Genomic DNA, 25,519 nt, shown 5'->3' with positions numbered 1-25,519 from the left:
ATAATCATTATAGATATCAATGGAATTTAAAAAAGATGACTCCTGTTGGATACAGAAATCATCTTCTTGATGTTGCCTAACTTTTTTCAAAATGTCCTTTACAAAGGGTACAGATTAATGTGTGTATGTACTTTTTTGTATTTCTTTTCTGCTACAACTAAATATACATACCGTCTTTCTTTCGCTAAAACAAACTTTAAAAATCCAGGTACTTGACTCACCTTTCACACTCCTTTTCGGTTTTCCTTACCAAACTTAAAAGAATATGAGTAAGGAAAACTATTTAGCTTTAATTACTAATTTAATAAATGTCCCGTTTTTTTGCTTTGAAAATACAAGAAAACGCTCATCATCACAATATTTATTACACCAGCTGCAGCACCAATTTTTGAGATAACATACACATATTCATTATTACTAACTGGCAATAGACTCGCGAAAATAAATAAAATTGAAATCATAAAGGATAAGAGCATATTTCTTTTGTTTTCATTCATTCAAAAAACCTCCATTTTGCACAAATATTTGTATTGCAATGGGTTAGGGTGTTAATCTGCATCATTACGGTTATAATGCCAGTTCTTTTCATCTACAAAGCCTTTAATGCTCCATACGCCAACCTTTGATTCTTTTGCTTCGTTTTCTGCTTCTTTCATTTCAGATAGAAATGTAGTATTAGGTCTAGAAATATAGGCTATAATCCCATAACCCGACTTGACCATTAATTCGTAGATGTGTATTCCATCGCAAAATACATAAGCCAATTTCCTATGGTATTTGTCTTCTTTTGATCCCCGATCATAAACAAATATTACACTTTTCCCTTCTAGCTGTTTCTTTAAAAAGGAAGATGCTTCTTTTCCCATCTTTTGTGGTGGAATTTTTTGAGATACAGACTCAGAGATATCTAATAACAGTAACCTTACCGTCTGTTTCTGCCCCTTTACGTTTACGTCTATTGTATCTCCGTCTTTTATATGTAATACCTCCCCTTTAACGGTCTCTAAGTCTTTTAATTTCCCCTTATAATCCTCTGGAATATCAACAACACCTTTCCCTTCTACGTGCTGTTGTATTCCGTTTTGTACTGCTTGGGCAGGTCTCGAATCATTTTTTGTTTGCGTCGAATTACTACATGCTGTCATTTGAAATACAAATGATGTTATACAAATAGCCTTAATTCATATTTTCATATCGGAATTTCTTCCTCCTAATCAAAATACGTAAATAGCTACATCTAATAAACAAACGGACTCTCTATTGTATTTACTTCTCGATAATTACAACATAGGCAAAACTCTATCCATTTTGGATAATTATTATAAAGTGCTCTAAATGAGCGTTTCTTACAATTCGGACATATTGACACTATGTTTTTTTCATTCTCTTCCTGACTTTTCAATTTTTCAAAAGAAACATTAGTAGATGCTATATTACTGGTACACAATATACATCCCCCTTTTGAGTCTTGAAATCTTAAAAACAAATAAAAAAGGACACACCTATCGCATATGTATGCGTAGGTGTGTCCTTTTGCAAGATAGTTTTAGAAGTATTTTGTTACTTTCATCATATCACACTTCTTATTAATTTTATATATGAAATTTAAGATTTTACGATATTATTTCTTTTTCTCATGTATAAACATAATGCGTTGTTTTTGTATAACATAGCTTAATTTTGCATCAAGTTTTTCTCCATTATTCCTATTTTCAAAACTTGAAATTGTATTGGTCATATTCTTTTCTAATAACCTTTTTTATTTCGTGCTAGTTATTTTCTTTTTCAACATAATGTTATTTTTCTTTTATTTTGGGTAAACAAATATTACGGGTAGAAAAACGAAAAACTTCTCTTATTCTAAAATAATTCCCTTGACACAAAGATACTGTCTCGTACAAGCATTCAACTTAATAAATATGTTTTAGGAAGGTTAGAAAAATGGATATTTTATTAGCGATTTTACCAGCCTTATTTTGGGGAAGTATTGTACTCTTCAACGTTAAACTAGGAGGTGGTCCTTACAGTCAAATACTTGGGACTACCCTTGGCGCTTTAGTTTTTTCTATCGGTGTTTATATTTTTATAAAACCCGTTTTGACGCCCGTGGTGATAATTATCGGGATTATATCTGGCCTATTTTGGGCATTAGGACAAGCCAATCAATTGAAAAGTATTGATTTAATTGGGGTTTCTAAAACAATGCCTATTTCAACAGGGATGCAATTAGTTTCGACTACTTTATTTGGGGTCATTGTATTTCATGAATGGTCAACAACAACATCTGTTGTATTAGGTGTTCTGGCACTTCTTTGTATCATAATCGGAATCGTTCTCACATCTCTCCAAAGCAAAGAGGAGAAAAACGATGAACAAACAGGAAATTTCAAAAAAGGGATTGTGATGTTATTAATTTCAACTCTTGGTTACTTAGTATATGTGGTAATTATCCGCCTATTCGGTATAGACGGATGGTCAGCGTTATTACCACAAGCCATTGGTATGGTGTTAGGTGGAATTCTACTAACCTTTAAGAATCAACCATTTAATAAATATGCGATTCGCAATATTATTCCTGGTTTAATTTGGGCAGCAGGAAATATGTTTTTATTTATTTCCCAGCCGCGTGTAGGGGTGGCAACAAGTTTTTCCCTTTCCCAAATGGGGATTGTGATCTCAACTTTAGGTGGAATTTTTATATTAGGTGAAAAGAAAACAAAACGACAATTTATTGCGATTGTCATTGGAATTATCTTCATTATTGCAGCTGGCATTATGTTAGGAATTGCTAAAGGATAAAAAGGAGGAAAAAATTATGTATACAGATTTAAAAGGGAAAGTTGTTGTTATTACAGGTGCATCCACAGGATTAGGAAGAGCGATGGCAATTCGTTTTGGAGAAGAACAAGCCAAAGTTGTAATTAATTACTATTCAAACGAATCAGAAGCAAATGAAGTAGTACAAGTAGTTAAACAAGCAGGTGGAGAAGCGATTGCAATAAAAGGAGATGTAACAGTTGAATCAGATGTTATCAATCTCGTTCAATCTGCTGTGAAAGAATTTGGTACACTGGATGTCATGATTAATAATGCGGGTATTGAAAATTCAGTACCTTCACATGAAATGCCATTAAGTGATTGGAATAAGGTAATTGCTACGAATTTAACAGGGGCTTTCTTAGGGAGCCGGGAAGCAATTAAATATTTTGTTGAGCATGATATTAAAGGTAGTGTTATTAATATGTCAAGCGTTCACGAGCAAATTCCATGGCCATTATTTGTACACTATGCAGCAAGTAAAGGTGGTGTTAAGCTAATGACAGAAACATTAGCACTAGAATATGCACCAAAAGGAATCCGTGTAAATAATATTGGGCCTGGTGCTATGAATACGCCGATTAATGCTGAAAAATTTGCGGATCCAGAAAAACGTGCCGATGTTGAAAGTATGGTTCCTATGGGATATATCGGAGAACCGAAAGAAATTGCAGCGGTAGCAGCATGGCTTGCTTCTTCACAAGCGAGCTATGTAACAGGTATTACACTATTTGCTGATGGTGGTATGTCGCTATATCCATCTTTCCAAGCTGGACGTGGTTGATTGATATATAACTAAATTAGTTACTTTCAATATGTTTAAATGCGGCAGTTAGCTTTTTTATTGAATAACTTTTTAATTATTCGTGACATCACATACATTTTTTTAAAAATACACTTTTCTTTCTGTAGAATTATAGGAAAGGGTAAAGTTATTTTATTTTAGGTTTACAATTTCGCTTTAGTTAAATGCCGATGGGTAAAGAAGCCCTATAATAAATTTAATATTATAATCAAAACAAAGGAATACCTTATAATAAAGGATTCCTTTGTTTTGATTATATAGCTGCTATTTAAAAACAAATAATGTTATACAAGCGATCTTAATCCAAGACTTCATCGTATTAACTATTAAAAAATTTAGATGTTAGCTATATTTCTGAAGTATACAATGTGACCATTCCATGTGTTCTATTTTCACTTGATATAATTAATTTGGTAATATTCTTAGGCGTAAATCGATATATAGAAATAGTTGGACCAGGATTATTAGATTTAAAGTGAATAACTTCTTCATTATCAATAAAACCTTGAATATAGCTTTCACTTCCTTCAAAAAATTGAAAATGAGCTGACACTGATATAATCTCGCCAGTGTTCTCAAATAAAACTATTGAATTTCTATATGTATCAAAATTAATAAGTTTCATTTTTGACATAATTAGGATGCTCCCTTCTATGAAAGCATGATGATTAAAGCATACTACCATTTACAGCAATTCTTTTATTACCATGTGTAAGTTCTAATGTTTTATTGAGAAAATACAAGCCATCTTGCTGATGTGAAATCATAATTAATATATTACAAAGATTGTAATTTTGAAGTATCTCATACATAAGATTTCTTGTATCAATATGTAAATTAGATGCTGCTTCATCTAATATTATTATATCCCTTTGTGTGAGGATAGCCCTTAAAAAGGCTATAAATTGTGCTTGACCTCCTGAAACACCGGAACCATCTTGTACAATTATAGTATCTAATCCATTCTCAAATCTGTTGAGATGTGATGTTAAATGATATCTTTTCATTAACTTAACTACATCTTCTTTCGTTTTATTTGTTTGTCCATATAATATGTTATCTAATATAGTTCCTTTAAACAAAAATATATTTTGTGAAACTATACCTATTCTATCTCTAACACTTTCTTTATGTATTAAGTTATAGTCAATATTATTTATCAATATCTTTCCACTTTCAGGTTGATATAAACCTGTTAATAATTTTATAAAGGTAGATTTTCCTGATCCATTTATACCATCAATTAATAACTTGTCACCCTTTTCAATTTGCACGTTTAAATGATCAAATATCAAATCACTATTTTCATTATATTTAAAACAAACATCTTTAAATTCTATTGAATTAATTGGTTCTTTCATTATATTTGTACCTAGTGTATTTTCAACATCTAAATTGAAGAACTCCTTAATTCTCTTAATACTAATACACACGGGTTTTAGAGTTATATCTAAGCTGCCTAAAGCTTGAGTAGTCGCAAGGAGTTTAGCCATATAAATTGAAAATGAAGTATACACCCCTATAGTAAGCTGGTTTTGTAAAATTAAAATACCTGATACCAGTAATACTATTACTGTAACAAAGTTATTTGTTACTATTAAATTTTGCATAAAGAAAATAAAATGTAAACTTTGTTTTAGCGCACTTTTAATTACATTATTTAATTTACTCTTAATCTTATTGGTTTGTATATTTTTACCGTTTAATAATTTTATATCCTCTATTCCATTTAAGGTTTCATACATTTCTGCGTTTAATACTGCCGATGACTCGTATACGTTTGTGGTACTTTTTGATATCATTTTAGAAGAATGTTTGGATATTATAAAATATATTGGGATAATAATTACTATGATACCTGTAAGTTTAACACTTAAATTAAACATTATAAATAAAGCAAAGAAAAAATCGAATATGCCTGAAAAAACCCTTAATAGATTTGGAGAAAATAATGCACTTACATTACCAGATTCAGCAATTCTGCTAAGAATGTAACCTTTCTCCTTCTGATTAATATAAGAAAGAGGCGCATCTATAATATTACTTATCATAGATAATCGAATTTCATTAACTACATTTTGTTGTACACGAGTAAATAAATACTCATAACCTATCGATATTAAATAGTTAATACAATAAATTAATAAGAGTATAAGAGTTGTTTTTAATAATTGATCGTAGCTTTTGTTTAATAGTATAACTTTATCAATAATGTAGCCAATAATATATGGTATCGGTGCGATAATCAAAGAAGCTATAACCATCCCAATTAAACCAAAAGCTAACAAAGTTTTTGTATTTTTCAAATACGGATATAAAAATAATAACTCTTTATAAGAAATTTGAATTTCATCTTGTTTATTTATCTTCTTATTCACCCTCTTTCTCCTCCTTTGTCTATTTATTATATTAATTTACGAATCAATATAATGAGGTTGATATAATTCCATAGATATCTTGAGACCTTATCCCGACGCATTATCCATGGAATTATATTGGTTTATCCTCAGAAACTTAACAATATTCATCTCATCCAATCATACTAATTTTGCCCTACCATTAATGGCTCCTTAATTATTTCAGGGACATGATTTTTAAACCATTTACATTTTTCGCCAATTTCTTGTACTTTTATAAAGCTTCTTAAGAAGCATGTACTACAAAAACGTTTATTTTCACACTCTTTACATTCCTCAGAGTCCATTTGAGGTGCTTGTAAGTTAAAAAATGCATTAATGTATTTGAATTTTTCATCATAAATATCTTTAATATTCTGTTTAAAAACATTACCTATACTGTTTTTCAAATCATCTAAACTATGCATAGTACACATTTTAATTTCACCATCAGGTGCAATCACAATATGTGATGTTATTGCACCACAATTCCTAATCTCAGCGCGCGCACCTTCATATAATGAAACAAATTTAGGATATTTTTTATTTATTTTCAACAATGCTTCACCATATGTTTTAACATCCTCTTCATTTAAATAAAGATCACTACATCCTAAGGCTCTTCCCATTGGTATTACTGGAGATACCCCAATACTATCAATCCCTAAATTATGTACCCATTCAGCTATATCTTCTACCTCGTGCACATTCAAATGTGTAACTATTGTGGCGATCCGCAAACGAACATCATTTTCGGCTAATTTCATTATGTTATTTTTAATTTTATGAAGTGTATTAGGAACTTTAAAGAACCAAGTCAAATAATTATCATCTAAGCTATGCATATCAATTTGCACAAATGTTTTCGACTTATTTTTTATTATTATGTCCATAACTTTATCAGAAAGAGCTATACCATTGGTCAACAGTGTTATTTGAGAAAAATCCAAGTTAAGTGCATATAACAATATCTCTTTTAGATTTGGATGTACTGTTATATCACCGCCCGTAAGTTCAATTAATTTCACTCCTATATTATTTAAGTCATCTAATAAGGATTTTATTTGATCTAAGCTCATTACTTTTGGCTTTACTGCTCCAAAATCTCCATAGCAATGACGACATCTTACATTACATCTGTTTGTAATTTCAATTGAAGCCACTTTTGGATATATAGTCTGTTCTTCAATTAAATTAACTGGTACATTTATAGGTTCTTCTTGCGTACCAATGTTCATATTGTAAACTTTGGATACATTATTCAAAAATGCATTTAGTTTCTTTTCAATACTTATTGGATCTTCACTGTATTTTAAAGACAAGAAAGATACAACTTGTCCATATGTTTTAGTACCATCAATTAACTCAATAATTTCAGTGGCGGTTTTATTTATCGTAAATGTATTTTCGTTTTTGAGTGTGGGAGCGCTTTCGTTTGGGTTTTTATGAACTACCAACATAGATTCATAATTTGATGTGAATTTTCTTATTTCTAGCTTTTCTTTCCAAAATAAGTAGCCATTCACTTTAATCATCTCCTATAAAATTTAAATTTGTTTTTAGTTTATGTATTACAAAAATCCCATACTCGTTTTCGATAAATTTATAGGACTTATTCTTAACATAACTGTTTGTCATTAGAATAAGTCCTAATTTAATTTCACCATAAACACTCTCACATTTTAAAATTTTAACTTGCAGTACTAGCTCCGGTTGCCGCAGTAACTAGATTTAATAACTCTACAGAACATGCTGCACATACTAAGCAACTCCAACAAGTCCAATCCCTTGGTTGTACTACTGGTGTTTCCATTTAGAACATCTCCTTTTTGGTTATTTATTTTTCTTCTAGAAAATTCATTTGACCAAAAGTTCTCATTCTCTTAGTACCTTTAACCAAAAAACTTCTAAAAGGATATTAGCTTGCAGTACTAGCCCCTGTTGCCGCAGTAACTAAATTTAATAATTCCACAGAACATGCTGCACATACTAAGCAACTCCAACAAGTCCAATCCCTTGGTTGTACTACTGGTGTTTCCATTTAGAACATCTCCTTTTTGATTATTTATTTTTCTCCTAGAAAGTCTAATTTGACCAAAAGTTCTCATTCTCTTAGTGCTTTTAACCAAAAAACTTCTGAAAGGATATTAGCTTGCAGTACTAGCCCCTGTTGCCGCAGTAACTAAATTTAATAATTCCACAGAACATGCTGCACATACTAAACAACTCCAACAAGTCCAGTCCCTTGGTTGTACTACTGGTGTTTCCATTTGACCTACCCCCTTTTCTGTATTGTGTGGTGCGACTAAAGTATAACTCCCTATGTTTTCTAAAAACAATCAAAAAATTTTAAACATTTTGTGTGTGTTTCTTTAATATTTTGTGACATATATTTACAAAACTTTCTTTTTGGTTTATTTAAAATAACAAATATCTTTATTAACTGATACTAAAAATTTTATTTATGAAAAGTTATTTAAGTTAACTTTCAAGTGATTTAATCGCAGTATATCTTGTTAAACTGCTTTTTATAATTTATAATATTAACTGTGTATGGTGTGTATGGTGTGCATTACATAACATAACACTTATCGATAGAGAGGTTGTTTAATGAAAATAGTCTTAAGTAATGTATCAAGTCTGCCTTTATATCAACAGATAAAGGAGCAAATTAAGGAATCCATATTTAACAATGAATTAAAAGAGGGTGAACAATTACCATCAATCCGCTCACTTGCTAACGACTTACATGTAAGTGTACTTACTACAAAAAGAGTTTATGCAGAATTAGAAACAGAAGGCTTTATTATTACAAAGGTTGGAAAAGGGACCTATGTAGCTCCTACAAATTTAGAGTTGTTAATGGAGTCCAAACGCCGGATGGTAGAAGTTAAACTTACTGAAGTTTGTCAAATGGCTCGTAGTATAGGTATTCATGCAGGTGATCTCCATTCAATTTTAGATTTAATTTTAGAGGAGGAGAATGAAAAATGAATGTTGTGTTAGAAGTAAATAATTTAAATAAATCTTACGGAAATTTTTCGTTAAAAGATGTTACCTTTTCACTTAATACAGACTGTATAACAGGATTTATCGGTACAAATGGTTCTGGAAAGACCACTACAATTAAAGCGATTTTGGGTCTTATTTTAAAAGATTCTGGAAAAATTAATTTTCTAGGAAAAGATATGGATAAGCATGAAAGAAAGTCTAAAAACAAAATTGGTATTGTGCTAGACGAGGGCTATTTTTATGATGAATTAACAGTAAAGGAAATGAAAAATGTTATTGCTCCATCCTACACTGAATGGGATGAAACAGTTTTCCAAAATTATATTAAAAAGTTTAACTTAAATCTAGAACAAAAAATCTCTACTCTATCCAAAGGAATGCGAATGAAATTTGCAGTTGCATTAGCCCTATCCCATCATGCAGATCTATTAATAATGGATGAACCAACAAGTGGCTTGGATCCATTAGTACGGAGTGAATTAATGGATATTCTCCTTGATTTCATGAAAGAGCCGGGGAAAAGCGTATTTTTTTCCACTCATATTACATCTGATTTAGATAAAATTGCTGATATGATTATTTTAATTGATGATGGAAAAGTTTTAGTAAATGATGAAAAAGATTTTTTAATAGACACACATGCATTGGTAAAGGGCGACAACCGCTTAATTAATAAACAAACAAGACCTCTTTTTTTAAATTTACATCAAACTCACTATGGATTTGAAGGGATTACTAATAAAAAAGATGATGTACGTCGACTCATGCCTGATGTAGTAATAGAAAGACCAACTATTGAGGAGATTATGCTTTCATATATTGGGGGGAACATCCATGTTAATTAACCTAGTGATGAAAGACTTTTTGTTAGTCAAAAAATATTTTCTAATCTTACTCGTTTTTGCTGCCATAGCTCCTATTTATCTTTCTTCACAATTACAATTAAACGATGGCGGTCTTGTTAGCTTTCTTTTAACCGTTATTTTGATGGAATATATTTTGTTCGGAACGGTATCCAAATTTGAGGATCAGTACAAGGGAGCGGCTTTACTTTGTGCTACCCCATACACACGAAGCGCATTTGTAAAAGCGAAGTACCTTTTTCTTTTGGTAATTTTTATTTGTGCAGCTATTATCCGTATAATCATTTCAGTTGTTGCACCATCAGGTATAGAAAGCCTGAGCGCTAGCGCTCTTGGAATAACTTTTTTAACTCTAAGTATTTTATTTGGTGTACTACTTCCTGTTCAGTTTAAATTTGGTTATGACAAAACCAAAATCATATCACTTTTAACTGCTTTTTTAATACCTTTTGTTGCTCCTACTCTTATAAGGGGACTACAATCAAGTGATATTGATTTCAAAAGTATTTTTCCATTCTCACCAACTGTCCTAACATGGATGCCTTGTTTCATCTCAATTATTATTGGTTTTATATCAATGATAATATCTCTGAGAGTATATGCAAAAAAAGATTTATAATTTAAATTTGAAATCATAGGAATGAGTAATTAAATACTTTATATATTTAATTACTCATTCCCTTTTATTTAATTCTCTCCTCTAATGAACTTATTCCTAAAATACATTTTATTGATATCAAAGTGAATAAAGTTTTCAAATCACTAATTCTCTTAACATCTCTTTTCATTAACGATTTAGTAAACTAAGGATTATACATAATATATCAAGGGGTGATTTTATGAAAAAAATAATTAAATTCCTTCTGTTAATTAACTTGATTTCCGGAACTTTCATACCTATTACTACAGTTCATGCTGAAGATAAATCTCAATATTACACTATAATGTTGAAGAATTATCAAAATCTCCAAAAACTAGCTAGTAAGTTTCAAAAATATGATATGCAAGTAGTCTATATTGTCCCAGAGATTGGTGTTATACAAGTGAAAGCTACCGAAAAAGCAATGAATATTGTTCATTCGGATCCTAATATAGATTCATATAATAAGTCATTACAATCGTTTAATTCAAGAGAAGTAGCAACCAATGTCTCTTCCCCCCTACCCTTAAATGAAATATGGGAGAATCAATGGGATATGCAACAAGTAACCCATAATGGTGATAGCTATAGACTATATCCAGGAACTAAAAATGTAACTGTTGGTATCATTGATTCAGGCATTGATATAAATCATCCTGATTTAAAAGATAACATTTCACCTGGATCTAAAAATTTAGTGCCTAAAGGTGGGTTTAGAGAGCAAGAATCTCAAGAAACAGGTGAATTAAATCGCCTAATAGATCTAAGAGGACATGGAACTTTTACTGCTGGACAGGTTGCAGCTAATGGTTTTATGAAAGGGGTTGCTCCTGGTATTGGAATTAAAATGTATAGAGTGTTTGGTAATGGAGCAGGTGAGGCTATTTGGGTTATTAAAGCCATAGTTGAAGCTGCGAAAGATAATGTTGATGTTATCAATTTAAGTTTAGGCGAATACCTCATCAATGGTATAGTATCTTCTTCAGACGGTGAATCTAGTGAGGAATTATCCGAAATTAAAGCTTATAAAAAAGCCATTAAATATGCTAAATCAAAGGGAAGTATTATAGTTGCTGCGGCTGGTAATGATGCTCTTGATGTTACTAACAAGCAGGAAATGAATGATTTTTTTAGGAAAAAAAATGAAAATACTGGGGTAACATTTACTGGAGAAGTATTAGATGTTCCTGCTGAGTTGCCTAATATAGTAACAGTTTCATCTGTTGGTCCATCTAAATTACTCTCCTTATTTTCAAATTATGGTGAAAGTTTTATAGATATTGCTGCACCTGGAGGAGATAATAGATTATTTCAGCAATATGGTTTAGAACAGTGGGTAAAAAATAAGTTAATGTTAAAAGAACTAATATTAACTACCGCCCCTGGTGGTGGCTACGCTCTCTCTATAGGGGTTTCACTTGCCGCTCCAAAAGTGTCAGGTGCTTTAGCATTAATTATTGATAAAAATAATTTTTAAAAAAATCCAGATAAGGCCGTGAGATATCTTTATAAAAATGGAGTTAACAATGATACCCCTACTAATAAAAGTTTTTATGGTAATGGTTTGCTTGATGTCTATAAAGCGATTTCCCAATAAAATATATACACTGCAATTTGGTTTTAAACTAACAATTGATAGTGATTTTTTGATGGAACTTTTATTTAAAGCAAGTCTAATTGCCTTAAATAAAGGTTTTTTATTATATTAAATTAAATTTTTCCATATCCATCTATTAGATGCCCTATTTAGTCATTCTTGGATCCCACTTTTACTAATAACCTTAACAAGTGGTTATTTGCATAATTAGACTATTGTATCCAAAATAAAAAAACACTATTCTTCCTTTATATTTCCACAGAGAGAAGGGCGTTTTTCCGGCAGATATTTCTCTAAACTTTTGAGAGAGATGTTAATGCAAGATTGTTATTCCCTATGTTCCTCTATCACCTTATAGTAATCAATTTTTTCTTCAATAAACATTATACTACTCGGAGTATACCGAGTGTATTTTTGTAAATAATAAGATTGTTAAATGTTAAATCGAGGAGGGTTTGTATGCAAGATCGTAAAAAATCTATAAAAAGTCCTGGTTCTGTTATGAAACCAGATTTTTCTGAAACAGATGCACAAAAAGTGAAACAAGAAATTCAAAATGATGTAAGAGCAGGACAAGGAGCAATGACTTCCCGAGAGGCAGGGGCAATGCGAGATTAAGAAAACACTCCTTATTGGTTTTTTCTTCTCTAGAACTTTAACCAGTAAGGAGTTATTCCAGAACTATTTTAGCTTTTTACGTTTATCATTTAGAACCATAATGCGTTTCGTTTGTAAATCATAGGTTATTCTTACATCGAATTTCTCTCCATTAAATCTCTTTTTTTAAACTAAGATTATTTTCTTTCAAATAATGTATTGCATCTTTGTTCACCGCTCGTAAATCTATACCTTGTTTCTCTGCTGCAAATGAACATCCACAATAACACTGACGGAAAACATCATATTCATTACACATTTCAATTGAACGTTGATATCCATTACTTTTCTTGAAATCACTTGGTAAATAACGAGAATCATAATTTTTTTGCACACCGATTCCAAGTTCATTTATTAATTGACTATTTTTATTTTTAGAAAGAGTAATAGCACTCCCGAAGTAATCAAAACCTTTTTCTTGTGCTACCTCAGCTGAACGATCCAATCTCATATCAAAACAAGCTGAACAACGAAGTCCACCTTCTGGCTCTTCTGCCAAACCTTCTTCTTTTACCATTTTAAAAAACACATTTGAACGGTAGTCATCCTCAAGAAATCCTACTGTGTGCCCAGTACGATCATTGAACTTTTCTACAAAAATCTTTTGTTCATTAGAGCGTCGCATATACTCACTTTTCGGATGAATATTCGAATTCGAGAAAAAAATCGTAATCTCTGCATGTTCTGCAAGAAATTCCAATGAAGCAGTACTACAAGGAGCACAGCATGAATGAAGTAACACTTTTGGTCTTTCGTTCCTTGCTTCCCAATCATTAATCATTTTTCTTAATACTTTATCATAATTTATTTTCTGATTCTTCATTTTCTTTAAATACGTTTCTACATCTAACACTTCTTTCACAACTAAACCTCCTGTTTATTTTTAATTATTTTATCACTTAAATTTATTGATAAAATATAGTAATGTATTTATCAATCTTAAAACGGTTCTTATGACCTTTGGTGATGGCTAAAATAATATATGTATTCTATTACCTCTATTTCTAAAATAAATCCTTAATCCTTCTTTTTCATCACAAAATCTTTTGGGTTACCTTTTAACTGGTAATACTTCACGTTAAGACGAATAACTACTACGATGATTACCAAAAATCCTATTATATATAACATTGTTCCTTTCTCCGTTTCTTATTGTTTAGCGAACTTATTCTGTAAATACTTCACATGTTTATTTTCAGTATCCTTATCAGTAATATTTGCTTGCAAAATAGTCTGGTAAATATGCTCAACCTCGTCTTTTGTTAATTTCACATCAATATAGGATTCGATACATTTTTTTAGATCGTTATAATATAGGACATGTTTATCTTTAGAATGAACATTTACTCTTTTTAGGCTGCATTTTGGATGAAACGCTGCAATAGAAATACACGGCAGCTGTTGTTCCATCACCCATTCAATTGTTTTCATGTGCTTATAGTTTTGTCTAAATGGATTTTGAAAAGAGTGTTTCTTTCTAAAAATACCTTGTGTCCATCTTGCTGCCTTTTCACTTCCATAGATCCAGCCCTCGTAGTTCTTCGTCTCTATAACAAATATACCTGTTTCTGCGATAACAATATGGTCAATTTGAGTTGTATCACCATACTCTGTATGAACCGTCACATCATGTAACACCCAATACCTTTCATGATCTAATTTTCTTAATATACGTTTTACCATCTTTTCTCCAGCTTTCCCTTTCCATTTTGGAGCATGTTTTTTTACCCTAATGTTTATCGGTATTAGAAGCACAATTAGAATTAATTCAAATATTAATACTTTCATATTATAAGTCCCCTTTTCACATTCTTGTGTTTCTATGCATTAAACGATATACATGGGTTTCTAATCCTAAAATATAATATGAGATACATAAACCTTTTATCACCATCTCTATGAATCCTAATGCTAATGAAACAAGGAGTCCGCCCCGAAATTGAAACGGTCTTGTCACCCTCCGATTCACTGGCTTTTCAATCACTCCAAAATTAGCCCAGGTTGGCAAACGCTTTTCTACATTCTTTATAGTGCCCATTAATCCATATTTCAATGACAAAATGAAACAACCAATTAGTAAATATACAATAGAAGAAAAATAGATAGATAAGCCCATAACAATAATTGTGAGGAGCCAACCTATCAAGATAGAATTACGTAAAGCGGTATATTCTCGATTTCTTTTCAAAACAAACACTCCTTTCAAAATAAATTAAGTTATTTTTAAATACGAGGAATAGTTTTCTAATTTAAATATTATTTTAGTTTCTATCTTTCTCGTCTGTTTTGCAGGCATACCAGCTCTACTATAAGTTCTGTTCATTCTACAAATGGCAATCATTTTCTAGCTGTCAAAGCGTAGTTGTCTGTATATCGAAAGATTACCGATACATAATCTCTATTAAATAATAGAATTTATTTGCAAAAAAACAAATAAAAATCGAATGAATTATCCTCAATAATGAGGAGCATGAAACTCTTACTGTTTAAACCAAAGATGAACAAAATTATATATATAACAGTGTGCCTAAGTAGCATATTCCCTTCCTATACCAGAGGAAATATTTGCAGAATACGAAAGAAAAAATGAGATGGGTAGTTAAAAGGTACTGAATGAACATTCAGTACCTTTTGCATCTATATATACTTCTTTACATATTCGCAAATAGCCATGGAGCGAGTACGGCTAACATACACAGTAAACAAGATCCCGTTATGACTCGATTGGACCAACGGTAATACTCCGGCTGTTTCGTACTCTCATGAATTTTTCTTAAACGAATACCTGCAATTAACATAAAGGGTGTGAAAATAAGTGCTGTTGATTTAAACAGGTTTAAAAAATCCGTAAAAATGTTCATAAACGAAAATACATCCGAACTAAATAAGAAGTATACACTTAATCTCATCGCCATCATGCTAACGAAAGAGAAAATCATACTCCCAGTTGCCCACTTCATCCATTGACCATTCTTTGTAATTAACGCCATAACCATAACGATAACACCTAATATGAAAGAGATAGAAAAAATATTTACTCCTACTTTAAAAGCTGGTGCATACATACCCTCAATTTTTTGTATGATTGATGACCCAAATGAATCGTCTTTTCCTGTCGCTTTTTCTCGATTATTTAATCCTTCTTTAAAAGATGACGAAACATCATTTCCTTTTAATTCATTAAAATCCACTTTTACAGATGCATGAGCTGTATGTAAAGGTATCAGTACTACAATCATAAAAACAAATGTACATAAAACCCCAATCATCCTTTTTTCTCGCTTCACAACACATCACCCGCTAATTTAGGCTTAACGCTCTTTAATTTGATTTCATTTCCTTCCGCAACGTAACGCAGATCTGCTGAATAATAAATATTCGCTTTTGTATATGCTCCCATAATCGCATTTGCAATTTCTTCTTTTTCTACTGCTACATATGTTTCATTTTCATTGTAAAACTCAATTTCAATTCGATTAATATTATTATTTAATACTGTTATATGTAACTCTTTTAAGCTATTCAAACGATTTCCTAAACCACAAACTAGCTTAAATACTTTGCTCGCAAGTGTTGGTGGCTTAACATATGTCGTATTAAAATGAATAGTTTCATCATCTATAACACCATCTTCCTCGACTGCGCATGTCATAATGAAAGAATGATTTTGTTTTTCAATTTCTTGTAGACTTAACTTGCGATCAATGACATATTTCAGACTTATTGATAAATTTTCTATATATTCATCTAAATCAGTATTAAAAATTTTAACCTCTGAGAATTCTGGGAAAATCATGTAAGCGTGCATGTTAGAACTACTTTTACTTACACGTAATACCTGTACCTGTTTCTTTTCATAGCGCACCGTCTGTTCCAATTTTTTTACTACATTGTTGCTTATATGATCTATTATCATATTTCATCAGCCTCCAGTAATTTTAATAAAATAATGTTTTACAATCTCATGTATATAAAGCATTGCAATATTTGCTGAGGTCTCGAAACTCATATTTTATGACTAATAATCACTTTAATCTTAAAATATCTTAATATTACAATGACGTAAAATTTTTCATTATAGTCGAATATTCTTATATGGTGAATCGTTCTGTTTCACTCATTTGTATAAAAATAAAAAGCTATTTTATCCTTAAACAAATGAGTGAGAACATACTGTATTTCATGCTATTTATCGTTTTCCGACAGAAGACCCCTTCCTCAAAAATGTGAAGGTGTGAAACACCAATTTTAGGTGGGAGATGAATGTCGGTTGGTATAAGCCAACATATTTGCTATCATTTACTTGTAAAGATTGCTCTTCGAAAACTGAAGATATGAGGTTGGTTGCAGAAAAACGTTGCAACCGTAAAACCTTCAACGTTCTATCTCCCCACGCTTCTCAAAATTGCGAAAACCAAGCTAAAGTAGGTAGTGTGGTGAGTCAGCGTACAAGATACTTATGTTCTCACCGTAGGGACTGCGGGTAGAGCCTGCTAAGATAACTGGTGGATACATCGGTGTTCGCAGGAATCTCCCACTTTAAACAGTCCGTTAGGACGTTAAGTGGTGAGTAGTTCAACTAAGAAAATACAACTAGGAAATAGATTTTATATACGCCCTAGTTATCTATCATTCCATTCAACTAATGTATAGAAATTAAGCAGATTCCCTTCAAATTTTCTATATATTCATGCATTTTTTTCTTTCTTTTTTCTAGAATTACAAACTATCAGAGGTACATATCAAAACAGACCAATAAATACCATTGTAAACATGGTTTTTTACTCTCTATTTTGTAAATTAACCGTACTCAAACTATTCATCTTTGAATCTATTTTTTCATTTTCCTTCTACTTGTTAATTTTGAATAAAGTTCTGTCACTAAACTATTGTCTATACGCATAATTTTTCTTACCAGATTTCTAATTGCAATAAAAAAGGAAGATCCAAGTATTCATATCACTTAGTTCTTCCTTTTCCCCTGTATAAACTACCATCACATAATTTACATCGTAGTTCTTCATTCGTACTCTCTAATAACTTATCTATATCAATCAATATATCATCCGGCTCTTTAGATTACTCTTTTAGTTCAACTAATACTATTCAAACATTATTTTATTTTGTTTTTTATGTTATGAATCATAAATAACCCCACCTGCAACTTGAAAACAACATAAAAAGGGCTTCTTCAAGTCGATTAAAAATGTGCATAACAAAATAAGCTATATATGCACTAATCGGCTCAAAGAAGCCCTTTCACAATTGAAACAAGAACACCACTTGCTTCTGCAACTCAACCACAACACATAAGGCGTGGGAATAAACGGAATTCAACAAATAACAATATACCCATATATTATACAATTTAGATTTTGGTATCAAGAATTTTTTTTATTATCTTTAGTTATTTATCAAATGTTATAAAATCAATAGCATTTTCTAATAAGTTAATCCCAAAACCAGATATTGTAATATTAATAGAAATCCTCAGTGAATTTTCATTAATAACGATAAATAAAAGACGCCAACTAGCGTCTTTTATTTTCCCTTCTATATTTTGGTTTTTCAATAATTTAAATTTCTACCTATAAAATGTACTCCTCGTACCATTTAGCTTTTTTAGTTTCCACTTTACTCTCTTTTTCTTCATCTCACTCTTGTATTTCTTCGTACATACGCTGCCTTTCTTTGTTGACAGCTCTAACTTGATCGTAATCGTAGTCAATCGATTCCCTTTCTTCTGTTCTACGTTGTATTTCTTCGTATATACGATGCTGCTCCTTGTAAGCTTCATCCCCCTGATCGTAATCAATTAATTCCTGTTCTTCGCCCCTAATTTGTCTTTTTCGCTCTTCTCTCTTTTGTTGTAGTTGATATCTTCTATATGCCTTTTTATCAGTAATTTTTTCACAGTCGTGCGCTAGCTCCTTCGTTTCGTCATGTCCATGTCCGCAAAAATCGTTTGGAATAATAGCACTAGATTTCTTAACAGATTCAGGATTAGGGTCTTCATGTTCTTTGCTAGCCTTCTCATCTTTAACTGCAGTATTGCTAAGACCATCTTGTTCTTTGTTCGTTACATTTCTATTAGAATCAAACTTTATAGTCATCGAACCGTGTCCACCGTGACCTAAATATATGTAGATAGAGAACAATTTCGTTGTCTCACTGGATCCAGGCTTTCCTGCTATCTCTATGACTTTGTCCGCAGACATTCCAACCTTGATTCGATTATACTGTTCTAGTGATACTGTTGATCCGTCTTCATGTACATCTTTATAATGCGGATATTTGTCATTGGTTTCCTCATCTTTATTCTTAGATTCCTCCACTTGTTGTACCTTTTTTTTCTTCTTAGGTTCTTCTGTACCCTCTTTGACCTTAGGCGGATTGGACTTCTTCTCTTCAACCTTAGGTGGATTAGACTTTTCCTCTTCGACCTTTGCGACTTCTATAGAGTCTTGTTTCTTATAAGGATCGTAACCCCCATCTTCCTTTACAGAGCAGGCACTGAAAATTGATACAGACGTTGCACTTAATAAAAGTAATTTCTTTAATAATTTCGTATTAAATTTCATAATATTATTCCCCCGTTACATATATTAAATTGCCCCCTTATGCTTCCTCCTATAAACGTTATCCTTTCCCTTCGCACATAGACTCTCATATAACTTTGCGTAAGCCTCTTCGATATTCATTGCAGATCACTTTTTGGCTGTAGTACTTATACACCCCCATAACATTTCAAGTTGATTAGTGTAACCCACAAGTCAGCATCTTTCTCATTATTCGCACTCTATTTCTATCAAATGTCTTAATTACGTATCTTATGCTACAGAACGAATTGTATATTAAATGTAATTCGTTATTTACCTTACTCCAGTAATCAGCGGCTAAGCGTTCAATTAATGATATGTAAATTTTTTAATTTCCATCATACAAATTACTGTATATTACATTTTAATAATATTATTTTAGCAAATATTGTTAATCTATTCAACGTTGAGTTAAAGGAGTTAAAAAACGAATAAGTGGAATTTTTAAGGAATAGAGATGAAATTTCATTTGCGAATTCACATAATTTTCACGCATTAAAATGCTACATGTTGATATTTGTTATATAATGAAACCAAGCCTTAAGTAAGATAGTTTCCCTGTTACGAGTAATGAGATAGTTTGTTTCACCTTTTTATATTATCTAAAAAAGAACTTGTAGTGATGCCTACAAGTTCTTTTTGCATTTTTTATGATTTTAACCAAGAAGACACATACCAAAATGAAGATGAATCAAGTGATGATTAATAAAGCCTATAAATTTCGAATCTACCCACATCTAGCACAATCAATTCTGGACAACAAAGTTAATGTTATCTCTTTACTATCAAGCGAAGGTTTTATAGTACCCTCAGAACGAAATTTTGTGCTAACTTGTAACAATACAGTTCATTTTTTCGTTTTAAGTTATTTCAAAATATGAGCTGAATAGGTACGTATAGTGACCTCCACTTAATTATCACAAAAACATTAGCCTTTAATTGCATACACGCTAATTACGATGATTTCCCAATTCCAGCACCATAATGAATCTCTCCTTCTCCTCTTTTCATCAGTATTGATAGGTAATAGAGGGGCCAGGCACAAAAACAGGTTGTGGAGAAAGTCTTCTTCACAACCTGAGAGTAAGTTATATATCCAAATATGACCTGTTCTTTTAAGTATTTAGTTTTTTATAATCTGTTATAGTCGATATAACTAGAGTCATAATAAATCCACTGACCTGTTCCAATTCTTAGCCAACCATTCTTTTCTTCATATACTGTAACTTTTTCGCCTTTACTTGTCTTTCTAACAATAGAATAGTTTGTACCTGACCCACTTCGAACATTTACCCCAATACCATTAATTTGAGCTGTTCCAACTACCTTTTCAACACTACCATTTTCAATTACTTGTAGCATATTTAGAATGAATGTTGCTGTTTCACCACGAGTTGTTGTTCCTTTAGGGTCGTATTGATTTTCACCCTTACCTTTGACAATACCTAAGCCATACAATCTTTGTACATCTTCTTTATAGCTAATTTGGTCTTTGTCTGAGAATGGTAGGTTTACAACTGGTCCCCATATACCTTTATACTGTAAAGCCTTGTTTACAATAATTGCTGATTCTTCTCTTGTAATAGGTGTGTTTGGGTCAAAATAACCATCTCCTCTACCTTGAATGATACCTGCACTTGCAGTACGTTTAATACCATCTCGTAAAGTTGAATTTGCATCGTTTAGGTCTTTAAATGAAGCATCTCCAGCTGGCAGGTTTAGAGAGTTAGAGATTAATTGAGCAAATTCGGCTCTTGTTATCGCTCTATTGGGTGCGAAAACTCCGTTTCCTTCCCCTATCATAATACCCCTTCTATTTAACTCTCGAATAGCTTCTTCATACCAACCTCCTGTAATGTCATCTTTTGGTTGATAAAGATCATTATAATACCCCTCAACGCTATTTACGAATACATCCCATTGCCCATTATTAATCATGTTAGCAGGGCAGATTTTACCGCTCCATTTTTGGTGTTTTACAATGTTATTTAACGGTACACCAGTTTCTTTCATTAAATAAGCTACAAGTTTCTTAGCGTTATCTACCGCTTTACTGTAGTTTCCGTCACTGTTAACTGCGATTTCAATTGCAATAGATTCTCTATTACCTGGACCATCACCGTCTCCTGCGTGCCATCCGTTCTCGTTTAATGGTAGATGTTGATAAATCTCTTTATCGTCTACTGTAAAATGCCACGATGCAGCTCGGTCTGTGTTCCCTACTGCTTGGTTATATAGGTATTGAGCGTGGTTTCTAGCACCTGCTCCTACACTTGTATTATCAGTCTCATGAATTGTAATATACTTTGGACTCATGTAGTTTTGAGGACGAATATTATCGTTACCTGCTGGAACAATCCATTCAGTGAATGGAACACCGTTTATTGTACTAGAGGTGCTAGGTGATATGGGAGATAGACTACGTTTTGTTCTGTTTGAATTGTTAGGAACAGTTAATGTACCTGTTTCTTCATGAATACCTTCTGAACGTTGAAGACTGTCTGTTTTTTTCTTGTCGACAGTACCTCCACCACGTCCATCTACCCCTTCAAAACTAGCTTCAATACTTTTTAAAGCTTGTTCATCTGATGTTGTTTTACTTTGTTCCTGAACTTTTGTAGGTTGCTTATTGTTTACTGATTGTTGTTCCTCTGCAAACGATACCAATGGTGAAGATAATACCGTTAATCCTGCCGTGAATGCTACTACTTTTTTATTAAATTTAATGTTCATTTCTAATTTGGTATATCACATTATCTTAATAGATATACCTTCCTCCTTGTACTTCTTTTAGTTCGAATAATAGTTTAAATATTGGTAGCCTGAACCTTCAAAATGACGGATTGATTTTACATTTCATATGTCAAACCGACATCTATAAGTCCTACATGAAATGTCAGTACTTTAGAATTATAACACAGCACGGTTGCAATAATTCCAAGACTCTTGCAAGTAATCTCCTAATCTTCGACATGCTGATAGGATGACTCTAAAAAAGGGGCATTATCAGTATGGAAAAGGGAAATTTGTTTAAACGGGGCATTATCACAGCGCTATCAAGCTAAAGTTTTATACGACCCATAAAGCAAAAAACGTTATCCTTTCTGTAGAATTATAGGAAGGGATAGCATTTCTTTATGAATCCTTAAATGCTTACGTTTACTGAAGAATTACAGCGGCATATGCCTCCCCAGGTTCTACAAAGGACGAAGCACTTGATTATCAACATGATTGATCGCATCTAGTTTCTCAGGATAACATTTTAAGAGTTCCTATTTCAAATGGTGAAGATTACACTATAGATGATAAATTTACAACTTCACTCTTATTATTCATCTGCATAGTTTATCATAATGGAATAGCATTCAAAAAATTCCCTAACAATATAAATCCCCCTCTCCAATTTCTTGAATCTGAGCAATCGGTACACCCTTACTGGTCTTTTTGTTTTTATCGTCACCCTTTCAAATCATCTTCATATGTTGTATATAGATATCTCCTTTCGAATTGACAATGATGCCTCTTTCAAGTCCTTAATGTACGCCTTACAAAGAGCACTTTTGAAAAGTGCTCTTTGTACTTTGTAATACACTCAATCTATAATAAAGTAATTTTAATGTATGAATAATTTACACCTGCCTCTTTGTATGAATTGTAATTATTTGTACACACTATAATTGGAAGGCTTGAATCATTGTCATTGAAAAATGTTCAGCACTTATGTTCAGCACTTCCGCTCCTTAAGAGAACAGTCTACGCAACTGTTCTCTTTCCTTTTTTAACAAATATAACAGGACAAGCATAGTTAACTATCCTACGATCGATTGCATTGCAACAGTCTCAACGTTTCCTCAACAATTTCTCAATATTTTTCATGGACAATAGCACACTTCCTTAACGTTATTAATATCTTAATATTAAATACTGAAAGGAGTTGCTAAAAAATGACTTGGTTCATTATTTTAGGATTTATGCTTATTTTAAGTATAGGTAACTTTCATACACATAGTATTCATATCATTTTCAAAATAGATTCAGATACAAAAGCTATGCCAAATTGGTCTTTCGTTAATAAAATAAACTTTCAAACATTTAAAGAATTGATAAAAAGACCAAAGAAGAATAAACTCAACAGCCTTACAATAGGAGAACTGTTTATCCCTTTAAGTATATTTAATAAATTATTTGGCAAAACATTAATTTTTCTAATCCTATTCTTCTATTCTCAATTCTTAAACTAAATATAATATGAGATGAGATGAGTAAAAGAATAGCAGTCGCCAACCATAACAAACAACAGACCGCCTATTACAGACGGTCTGTTTTAAAACAAATTGACTATATCAACAGAATAAGGAAACTTTAAATATTCATTATATTCTTATTATTAATGAAAAAAATGGTAGTAATAAGTGCATTAGCATATAGCACGAATAGTTTACATGCACCTCAACAATCTTCTTCTAATGGTGGAGATACACCAGCACCAACAATTCCTAGTGTCTCTGTAGAAGTATCTATTAATTAATGTAATACATTTTTCTCGGTTATAAAAATGTTGAATACACTGGATAGAATATTGAACCCTTAGTCCGAAACAAATTTGTTTCAGACTATTCACGTTACTATAATTGTACGTAGAATGATAGACTAAAACTTCCACTTAGTCTTATTCTGTAATTTCTTCTCTTTTTGAAGTAAGGCCTTTAACTTTTTTAAATAATCGATTTCCATACGTAAACATTCATTTTCATCTTTTAATGTCTCTATACCCCCTTCAATAGTTGCATTATTTAACTTTGATCTTGTCTTTTCCATAACTGCCCACCTTTCTTCTTTTTATATGAGAATTCCACGCCTTTTAAATCATATATTCCCCTTTACCTACTAACTATTCCAATAAATTCCTTAACACAAGCAATTCATTTATTTCATTTGTTTTTATTTTATTTCTCAGAATTTCAAATATATCTTTTGAAAAACCCCTGGTATTCCATTCATATTTATCTCTCCTAAATAAATCGTAATACACATTATACCCAACAAATTTATAAGCTTTAATCTTATTTTTAACAAAACCTTCATAATTTTAAATAGACATAACACTTCATGCTGTCAACTCTCCCTATATTGATAAATATGAAACATCTAATTTATTTGACATTTCAATGACTTATGACAGGAAAATATATACATTTAATTAAACCTAATGTATCTTTGGTTTGTAAGTCTTAGTTAGTTGGCCAACTTTTAATACAATTTAATAATTAAAAATAAAGGGGATTTAAAAATGAATCAAGTATTAAGGAAAAGTAAGAAAAAAATGATGTATCTAGTCGGTTCACTTCTAATTTCTCTATCAATGTTTTCAACTACAAGTTTTGCAGCTACAGAAGGTGCTGTAAAAAGTGTTACAAATAGTAATTATACTGGAATTGCAGCTGATATAAACCTACCAAAATCAGTTGTTGTTAAGGATGGATATGTGAATTGGTATTTAGGTATTGGAGCATCTAAAGTTGAAGGTGGTATTTCAAAAACACCAAGTGGATATAAAGTATTTCTTAATTCAGGATATAATGAATCAGGTCAAAACAATAAGTATTGGAAAACACAATATGATACATCAATTAAAGATGGTGATCGAGTAAACCTTAAAATAATTAATAACGGCAATGGTACGGTTACTATGTATGTAAATGGAATCCCTAGATATACAAATCAGCCTGTATATGGCTCATTTTCTCAATACGAACCAGTAAAAATGGTTCAGGGCGTTGAAGATACTGGACGTAATTCTTTTAGCCAAGCTAGCTTTTCAAACGTACATCTAAGAGCAGATACATCTGGATCTATCTACACGAGTTGGAACAGTTCTATTTCTTCCACATTTTCTAAACATGGTACTTATAGTGACAATTTCACAGTTTATTCTCAAGTACCATTAAGCGCAAGTTTACGCTAAGGTTGCTCTTGTATACGAATGATTTTGTAAAAAAAGGTAGCTGTACTTTTTAATCTGTACCCTTTGTAAAGGACATTTTGAAAAAAGTTAGGCAACATCAAGAAGATGATTTCTGTATCCAACAGGAGTCATCTTTTTTAAATTCCATTGATATCTATAATGATTATA

29 protein-coding genes and 1 pseudogene are annotated in these 25,519 nt (G+C 31.7%); 12 read left to right on the top strand and 18 right to left on the bottom strand.

What is annotated here, in order from left to right; translation table 11 throughout:
* Positions 1 to 80 (top strand): IS3 family transposase (locus CGQ22_RS32840; protein ID WP_325835997.1); only part of this gene is annotated, 80 nt, incomplete at its 5' end.
* A gap of 18 nt (positions 81 to 98) precedes the next feature.
* On the opposite strand, the gene CGQ22_RS32660 is transcribed toward CGQ22_RS32840, so the two are convergent.
* The 3 genes from CGQ22_RS32660 to CGQ22_RS30210 all read right to left on the bottom strand — a co-directional run bounded on the left by CGQ22_RS32660 (position 99) and on the right by CGQ22_RS30210 (position 1,145).
* On the bottom strand, positions 99 to 221 hold the full coding sequence (locus CGQ22_RS32660) for a hypothetical protein (protein ID WP_254922580.1): 123 nt from the start codon (positions 219 to 221) through the stop codon (positions 99 to 101).
* Between the two features lie 75 nt (positions 222 to 296).
* Entirely contained in the window at positions 297 to 497 is a 201-nt protein-coding gene (locus tag CGQ22_RS30215; protein WP_089149748.1) for a hypothetical protein, read from the bottom strand.
* 51 nt (positions 498 to 548) lie between these two features.
* The gene (locus tag CGQ22_RS30210; RefSeq protein ID WP_089149747.1) at positions 549 to 1,145 is read right to left on the bottom strand and encodes a thermonuclease family protein; all 597 of its coding nucleotides are present in this window, start codon (positions 1,143 to 1,145) and stop codon (positions 549 to 551) included.
* 796 nt (positions 1,146 to 1,941) lie between these two features.
* On the opposite strand from CGQ22_RS30210, the gene CGQ22_RS30195 reads away from it, so the two are divergent.
* The gene (locus CGQ22_RS30195) at positions 1,942 to 2,799 is read left to right on the top strand and encodes a RhaT/GlcU family sugar-proton symporter (RefSeq protein ID WP_089149745.1); all 858 of its coding nucleotides are present in this window, start codon (positions 1,942 to 1,944) and stop codon (positions 2,797 to 2,799) included.
* A 16-nt stretch (positions 2,800 to 2,815) separates the two neighbouring features.
* Positions 2,816 to 3,601, top strand: coding sequence for a glucose 1-dehydrogenase (gdh, locus tag CGQ22_RS30190; RefSeq protein WP_000287795.1), 786 nt, complete (start codon positions 2,816 to 2,818; stop codon positions 3,599 to 3,601).
* Positions 3,602 to 3,968: 367 nt separating this feature from the next.
* Here gdh and CGQ22_RS30185 read toward each other — a convergent pair whose 3' ends face one another.
* From CGQ22_RS30185 to tucA (CGQ22_RS32645), 6 genes are all read right to left on the bottom strand, one after another.
* Positions 3,969 to 4,256, bottom strand: coding sequence for a hypothetical protein (locus CGQ22_RS30185; RefSeq protein WP_001988054.1), 288 nt, complete (start codon positions 4,254 to 4,256; stop codon positions 3,969 to 3,971).
* 34 nt (positions 4,257 to 4,290) lie between these two features.
* Positions 4,291 to 6,000, bottom strand: a complete 1,710-nt coding sequence (locus CGQ22_RS30180) for an ABC transporter ATP-binding protein (protein WP_089149744.1) — start codon at positions 5,998 to 6,000, stop codon at positions 4,291 to 4,293.
* Positions 6,001 to 6,164: 164 nt separating this feature from the next.
* Positions 6,165 to 7,553: a PqqD family peptide modification chaperone gene (locus CGQ22_RS30175; RefSeq protein ID WP_089149743.1), complete on the bottom strand. Its 1,389-nt coding sequence runs from the start codon at positions 7,551 to 7,553 to the stop codon at positions 6,165 to 6,167.
* Positions 7,554 to 7,708: 155 nt separating this feature from the next.
* On the bottom strand, positions 7,709 to 7,831 hold the full coding sequence (gene tucA / locus CGQ22_RS32655) for a subclass IId bacteriocin thuricin17 (protein ID WP_000449799.1): 123 nt from the start codon (positions 7,829 to 7,831) through the stop codon (positions 7,709 to 7,711).
* Positions 7,832 to 7,936: 105 nt separating this feature from the next.
* A complete protein-coding gene (gene tucA / locus CGQ22_RS32650) occupies positions 7,937 to 8,059 on the bottom strand; it encodes a subclass IId bacteriocin thuricin17 (protein WP_000449799.1) in 123 nt (40 codons plus the stop codon).
* 106 nt (positions 8,060 to 8,165) lie between these two features.
* Positions 8,166 to 8,288 carry a subclass IId bacteriocin thuricin17 gene (gene tucA, locus CGQ22_RS32645; RefSeq protein WP_000449799.1) on the bottom strand — a complete coding sequence of 41 codons (123 nt, stop codon included), beginning with the start codon at positions 8,286 to 8,288 and terminating at the stop codon, positions 8,166 to 8,168.
* Between the two features lie 340 nt (positions 8,289 to 8,628).
* Here tucA (CGQ22_RS32645) and CGQ22_RS30170 point away from each other — a divergent pair, with 340 nt between their 5' ends.
* From CGQ22_RS30170 to CGQ22_RS32240, 5 genes are all read left to right on the top strand, one after another.
* Positions 8,629 to 9,012, top strand: coding sequence for a GntR family transcriptional regulator (locus tag CGQ22_RS30170; RefSeq protein WP_089149742.1), 384 nt, complete (start codon positions 8,629 to 8,631; stop codon positions 9,010 to 9,012).
* Entirely contained in the window at positions 9,009 to 9,875 is an 867-nt protein-coding gene (locus CGQ22_RS30165) for an ABC transporter ATP-binding protein (RefSeq protein ID WP_089149741.1), read from the top strand. Before CGQ22_RS30170 ends, CGQ22_RS30165 begins: the two co-directional genes overlap by 4 nt.
* Entirely contained in the window at positions 9,865 to 10,512 is a 648-nt protein-coding gene (locus tag CGQ22_RS30160; RefSeq protein ID WP_089149740.1) for an ABC-2 transporter permease, read from the top strand. Before CGQ22_RS30165 ends, CGQ22_RS30160 begins: the two co-directional genes overlap by 11 nt.
* A gap of 220 nt (positions 10,513 to 10,732) precedes the next feature.
* Positions 10,733 to 12,010: a S8 family peptidase gene (locus CGQ22_RS30155; RefSeq protein WP_254704114.1), complete on the top strand. Its 1,278-nt coding sequence runs from the start codon at positions 10,733 to 10,735 to the stop codon at positions 12,008 to 12,010.
* A gap of 579 nt (positions 12,011 to 12,589) precedes the next feature.
* The gene (locus CGQ22_RS32240) at positions 12,590 to 12,748 is read left to right on the top strand and encodes a hypothetical protein (RefSeq protein WP_001154001.1); all 159 of its coding nucleotides are present in this window, start codon (positions 12,590 to 12,592) and stop codon (positions 12,746 to 12,748) included.
* A gap of 151 nt (positions 12,749 to 12,899) precedes the next feature.
* Here the strand turns inward: CGQ22_RS32240 and CGQ22_RS30150 are convergent, their stop codons facing one another.
* The 3 genes from CGQ22_RS30150 to CGQ22_RS30140 all read right to left on the bottom strand — a co-directional run bounded on the left by CGQ22_RS30150 (position 12,900) and on the right by CGQ22_RS30140 (position 14,975).
* Positions 12,900 to 13,640: an epoxyqueuosine reductase QueH gene (locus CGQ22_RS30150; protein WP_431521032.1), complete on the bottom strand. Its 741-nt coding sequence runs from the start codon at positions 13,638 to 13,640 to the stop codon at positions 12,900 to 12,902.
* 296 nt (positions 13,641 to 13,936) lie between these two features.
* The gene (locus CGQ22_RS30145; protein ID WP_089149738.1) at positions 13,937 to 14,575 is read right to left on the bottom strand and encodes a nuclease-related domain-containing protein; all 639 of its coding nucleotides are present in this window, start codon (positions 14,573 to 14,575) and stop codon (positions 13,937 to 13,939) included.
* A gap of 16 nt (positions 14,576 to 14,591) precedes the next feature.
* A complete protein-coding gene (locus CGQ22_RS30140; protein ID WP_089149737.1) occupies positions 14,592 to 14,975 on the bottom strand; it encodes a hypothetical protein in 384 nt (127 codons plus the stop codon).
* 52 nt (positions 14,976 to 15,027) lie between these two features.
* Here CGQ22_RS30140 and CGQ22_RS32830 point away from each other — a divergent pair.
* Positions 15,028 to 15,390: pseudogene (locus tag CGQ22_RS32830) on the top strand (hypothetical protein); the annotation flags it as partial.
* Between the two features lie 48 nt (positions 15,391 to 15,438).
* On the opposite strand, the gene CGQ22_RS31765 reads toward CGQ22_RS32830, so the two are convergent.
* The 4 genes from CGQ22_RS31765 to CGQ22_RS30100 form a co-directional block, all read right to left on the bottom strand.
* Positions 15,439 to 16,074 (bottom strand): hypothetical protein, encoded by a 636-nt coding sequence (locus CGQ22_RS31765; RefSeq protein ID WP_139032850.1) that lies wholly within the window; start codon positions 16,072 to 16,074, stop codon positions 15,439 to 15,441.
* A complete protein-coding gene (locus CGQ22_RS30130; protein WP_089149736.1) occupies positions 16,071 to 16,703 on the bottom strand; it encodes a hypothetical protein in 633 nt (210 codons plus the stop codon). Before CGQ22_RS30130 ends, CGQ22_RS31765 begins: the two co-directional genes overlap by 4 nt.
* A 1,738-nt stretch (positions 16,704 to 18,441) precedes the next feature.
* Positions 18,442 to 19,368 carry an outer membrane protein assembly factor BamE gene (locus CGQ22_RS30110; RefSeq protein ID WP_089149734.1) on the bottom strand — a complete coding sequence of 309 codons (927 nt, stop codon included), beginning with the start codon at positions 19,366 to 19,368 and terminating at the stop codon, positions 18,442 to 18,444.
* 1,149 nt (positions 19,369 to 20,517) lie between these two features.
* The gene (locus tag CGQ22_RS30100) at positions 20,518 to 22,119 is read right to left on the bottom strand and encodes an S-layer homology domain-containing protein (protein WP_089149732.1); all 1,602 of its coding nucleotides are present in this window, start codon (positions 22,117 to 22,119) and stop codon (positions 20,518 to 20,520) included.
* Between the two features lie 1,211 nt (positions 22,120 to 23,330).
* On the opposite strand from CGQ22_RS30100, the gene CGQ22_RS30095 reads away from it, so the two are divergent.
* Both CGQ22_RS30095 and CGQ22_RS30090 read left to right on the top strand, forming a co-directional pair.
* Positions 23,331 to 23,627, top strand: coding sequence for a hypothetical protein (locus CGQ22_RS30095; protein ID WP_089149731.1), 297 nt, complete (start codon positions 23,331 to 23,333; stop codon positions 23,625 to 23,627).
* A 158-nt stretch (positions 23,628 to 23,785) separates the two neighbouring features.
* On the top strand, positions 23,786 to 23,914 hold the full coding sequence (locus CGQ22_RS30090) for a Phr family secreted Rap phosphatase inhibitor (RefSeq protein WP_089149749.1): 129 nt from the start codon (positions 23,786 to 23,788) through the stop codon (positions 23,912 to 23,914).
* 122 nt (positions 23,915 to 24,036) lie between these two features.
* Here the strand turns inward: CGQ22_RS30090 and CGQ22_RS32235 are convergent, their stop codons facing one another.
* Complete coding sequence (locus CGQ22_RS32235) at positions 24,037 to 24,204, bottom strand: hypothetical protein (RefSeq protein WP_000416174.1); 168 nt, start codon at positions 24,202 to 24,204, stop codon at positions 24,037 to 24,039.
* A gap of 472 nt (positions 24,205 to 24,676) precedes the next feature.
* Between CGQ22_RS32235 and CGQ22_RS30085 the strand changes: the two genes are divergently transcribed.
* Positions 24,677 to 25,351: a hypothetical protein gene (locus CGQ22_RS30085; RefSeq protein WP_089149730.1), complete on the top strand. Its 675-nt coding sequence runs from the start codon at positions 24,677 to 24,679 to the stop codon at positions 25,349 to 25,351.
* Between the two features lie 87 nt (positions 25,352 to 25,438).
* Here CGQ22_RS30085 and CGQ22_RS31755 read toward each other — a convergent pair.
* Positions 25,439 to 25,519 (bottom strand): IS3 family transposase (locus tag CGQ22_RS31755; protein WP_141106080.1); only part of this gene is annotated, 81 nt, incomplete at its 5' end.

Source organism: Bacillus sp. M13(2017), assembly GCF_002218325.1.
GTDB classification, from domain to species: Bacteria; Bacillota; Bacilli; order Bacillales; family Bacillaceae_G; genus Bacillus_A; species Bacillus_A thuringiensis_K.
The sequence above is the reverse complement of the archived record's forward strand: the minus strand, read 5'-3'. Positions and strand labels throughout refer to the sequence as shown.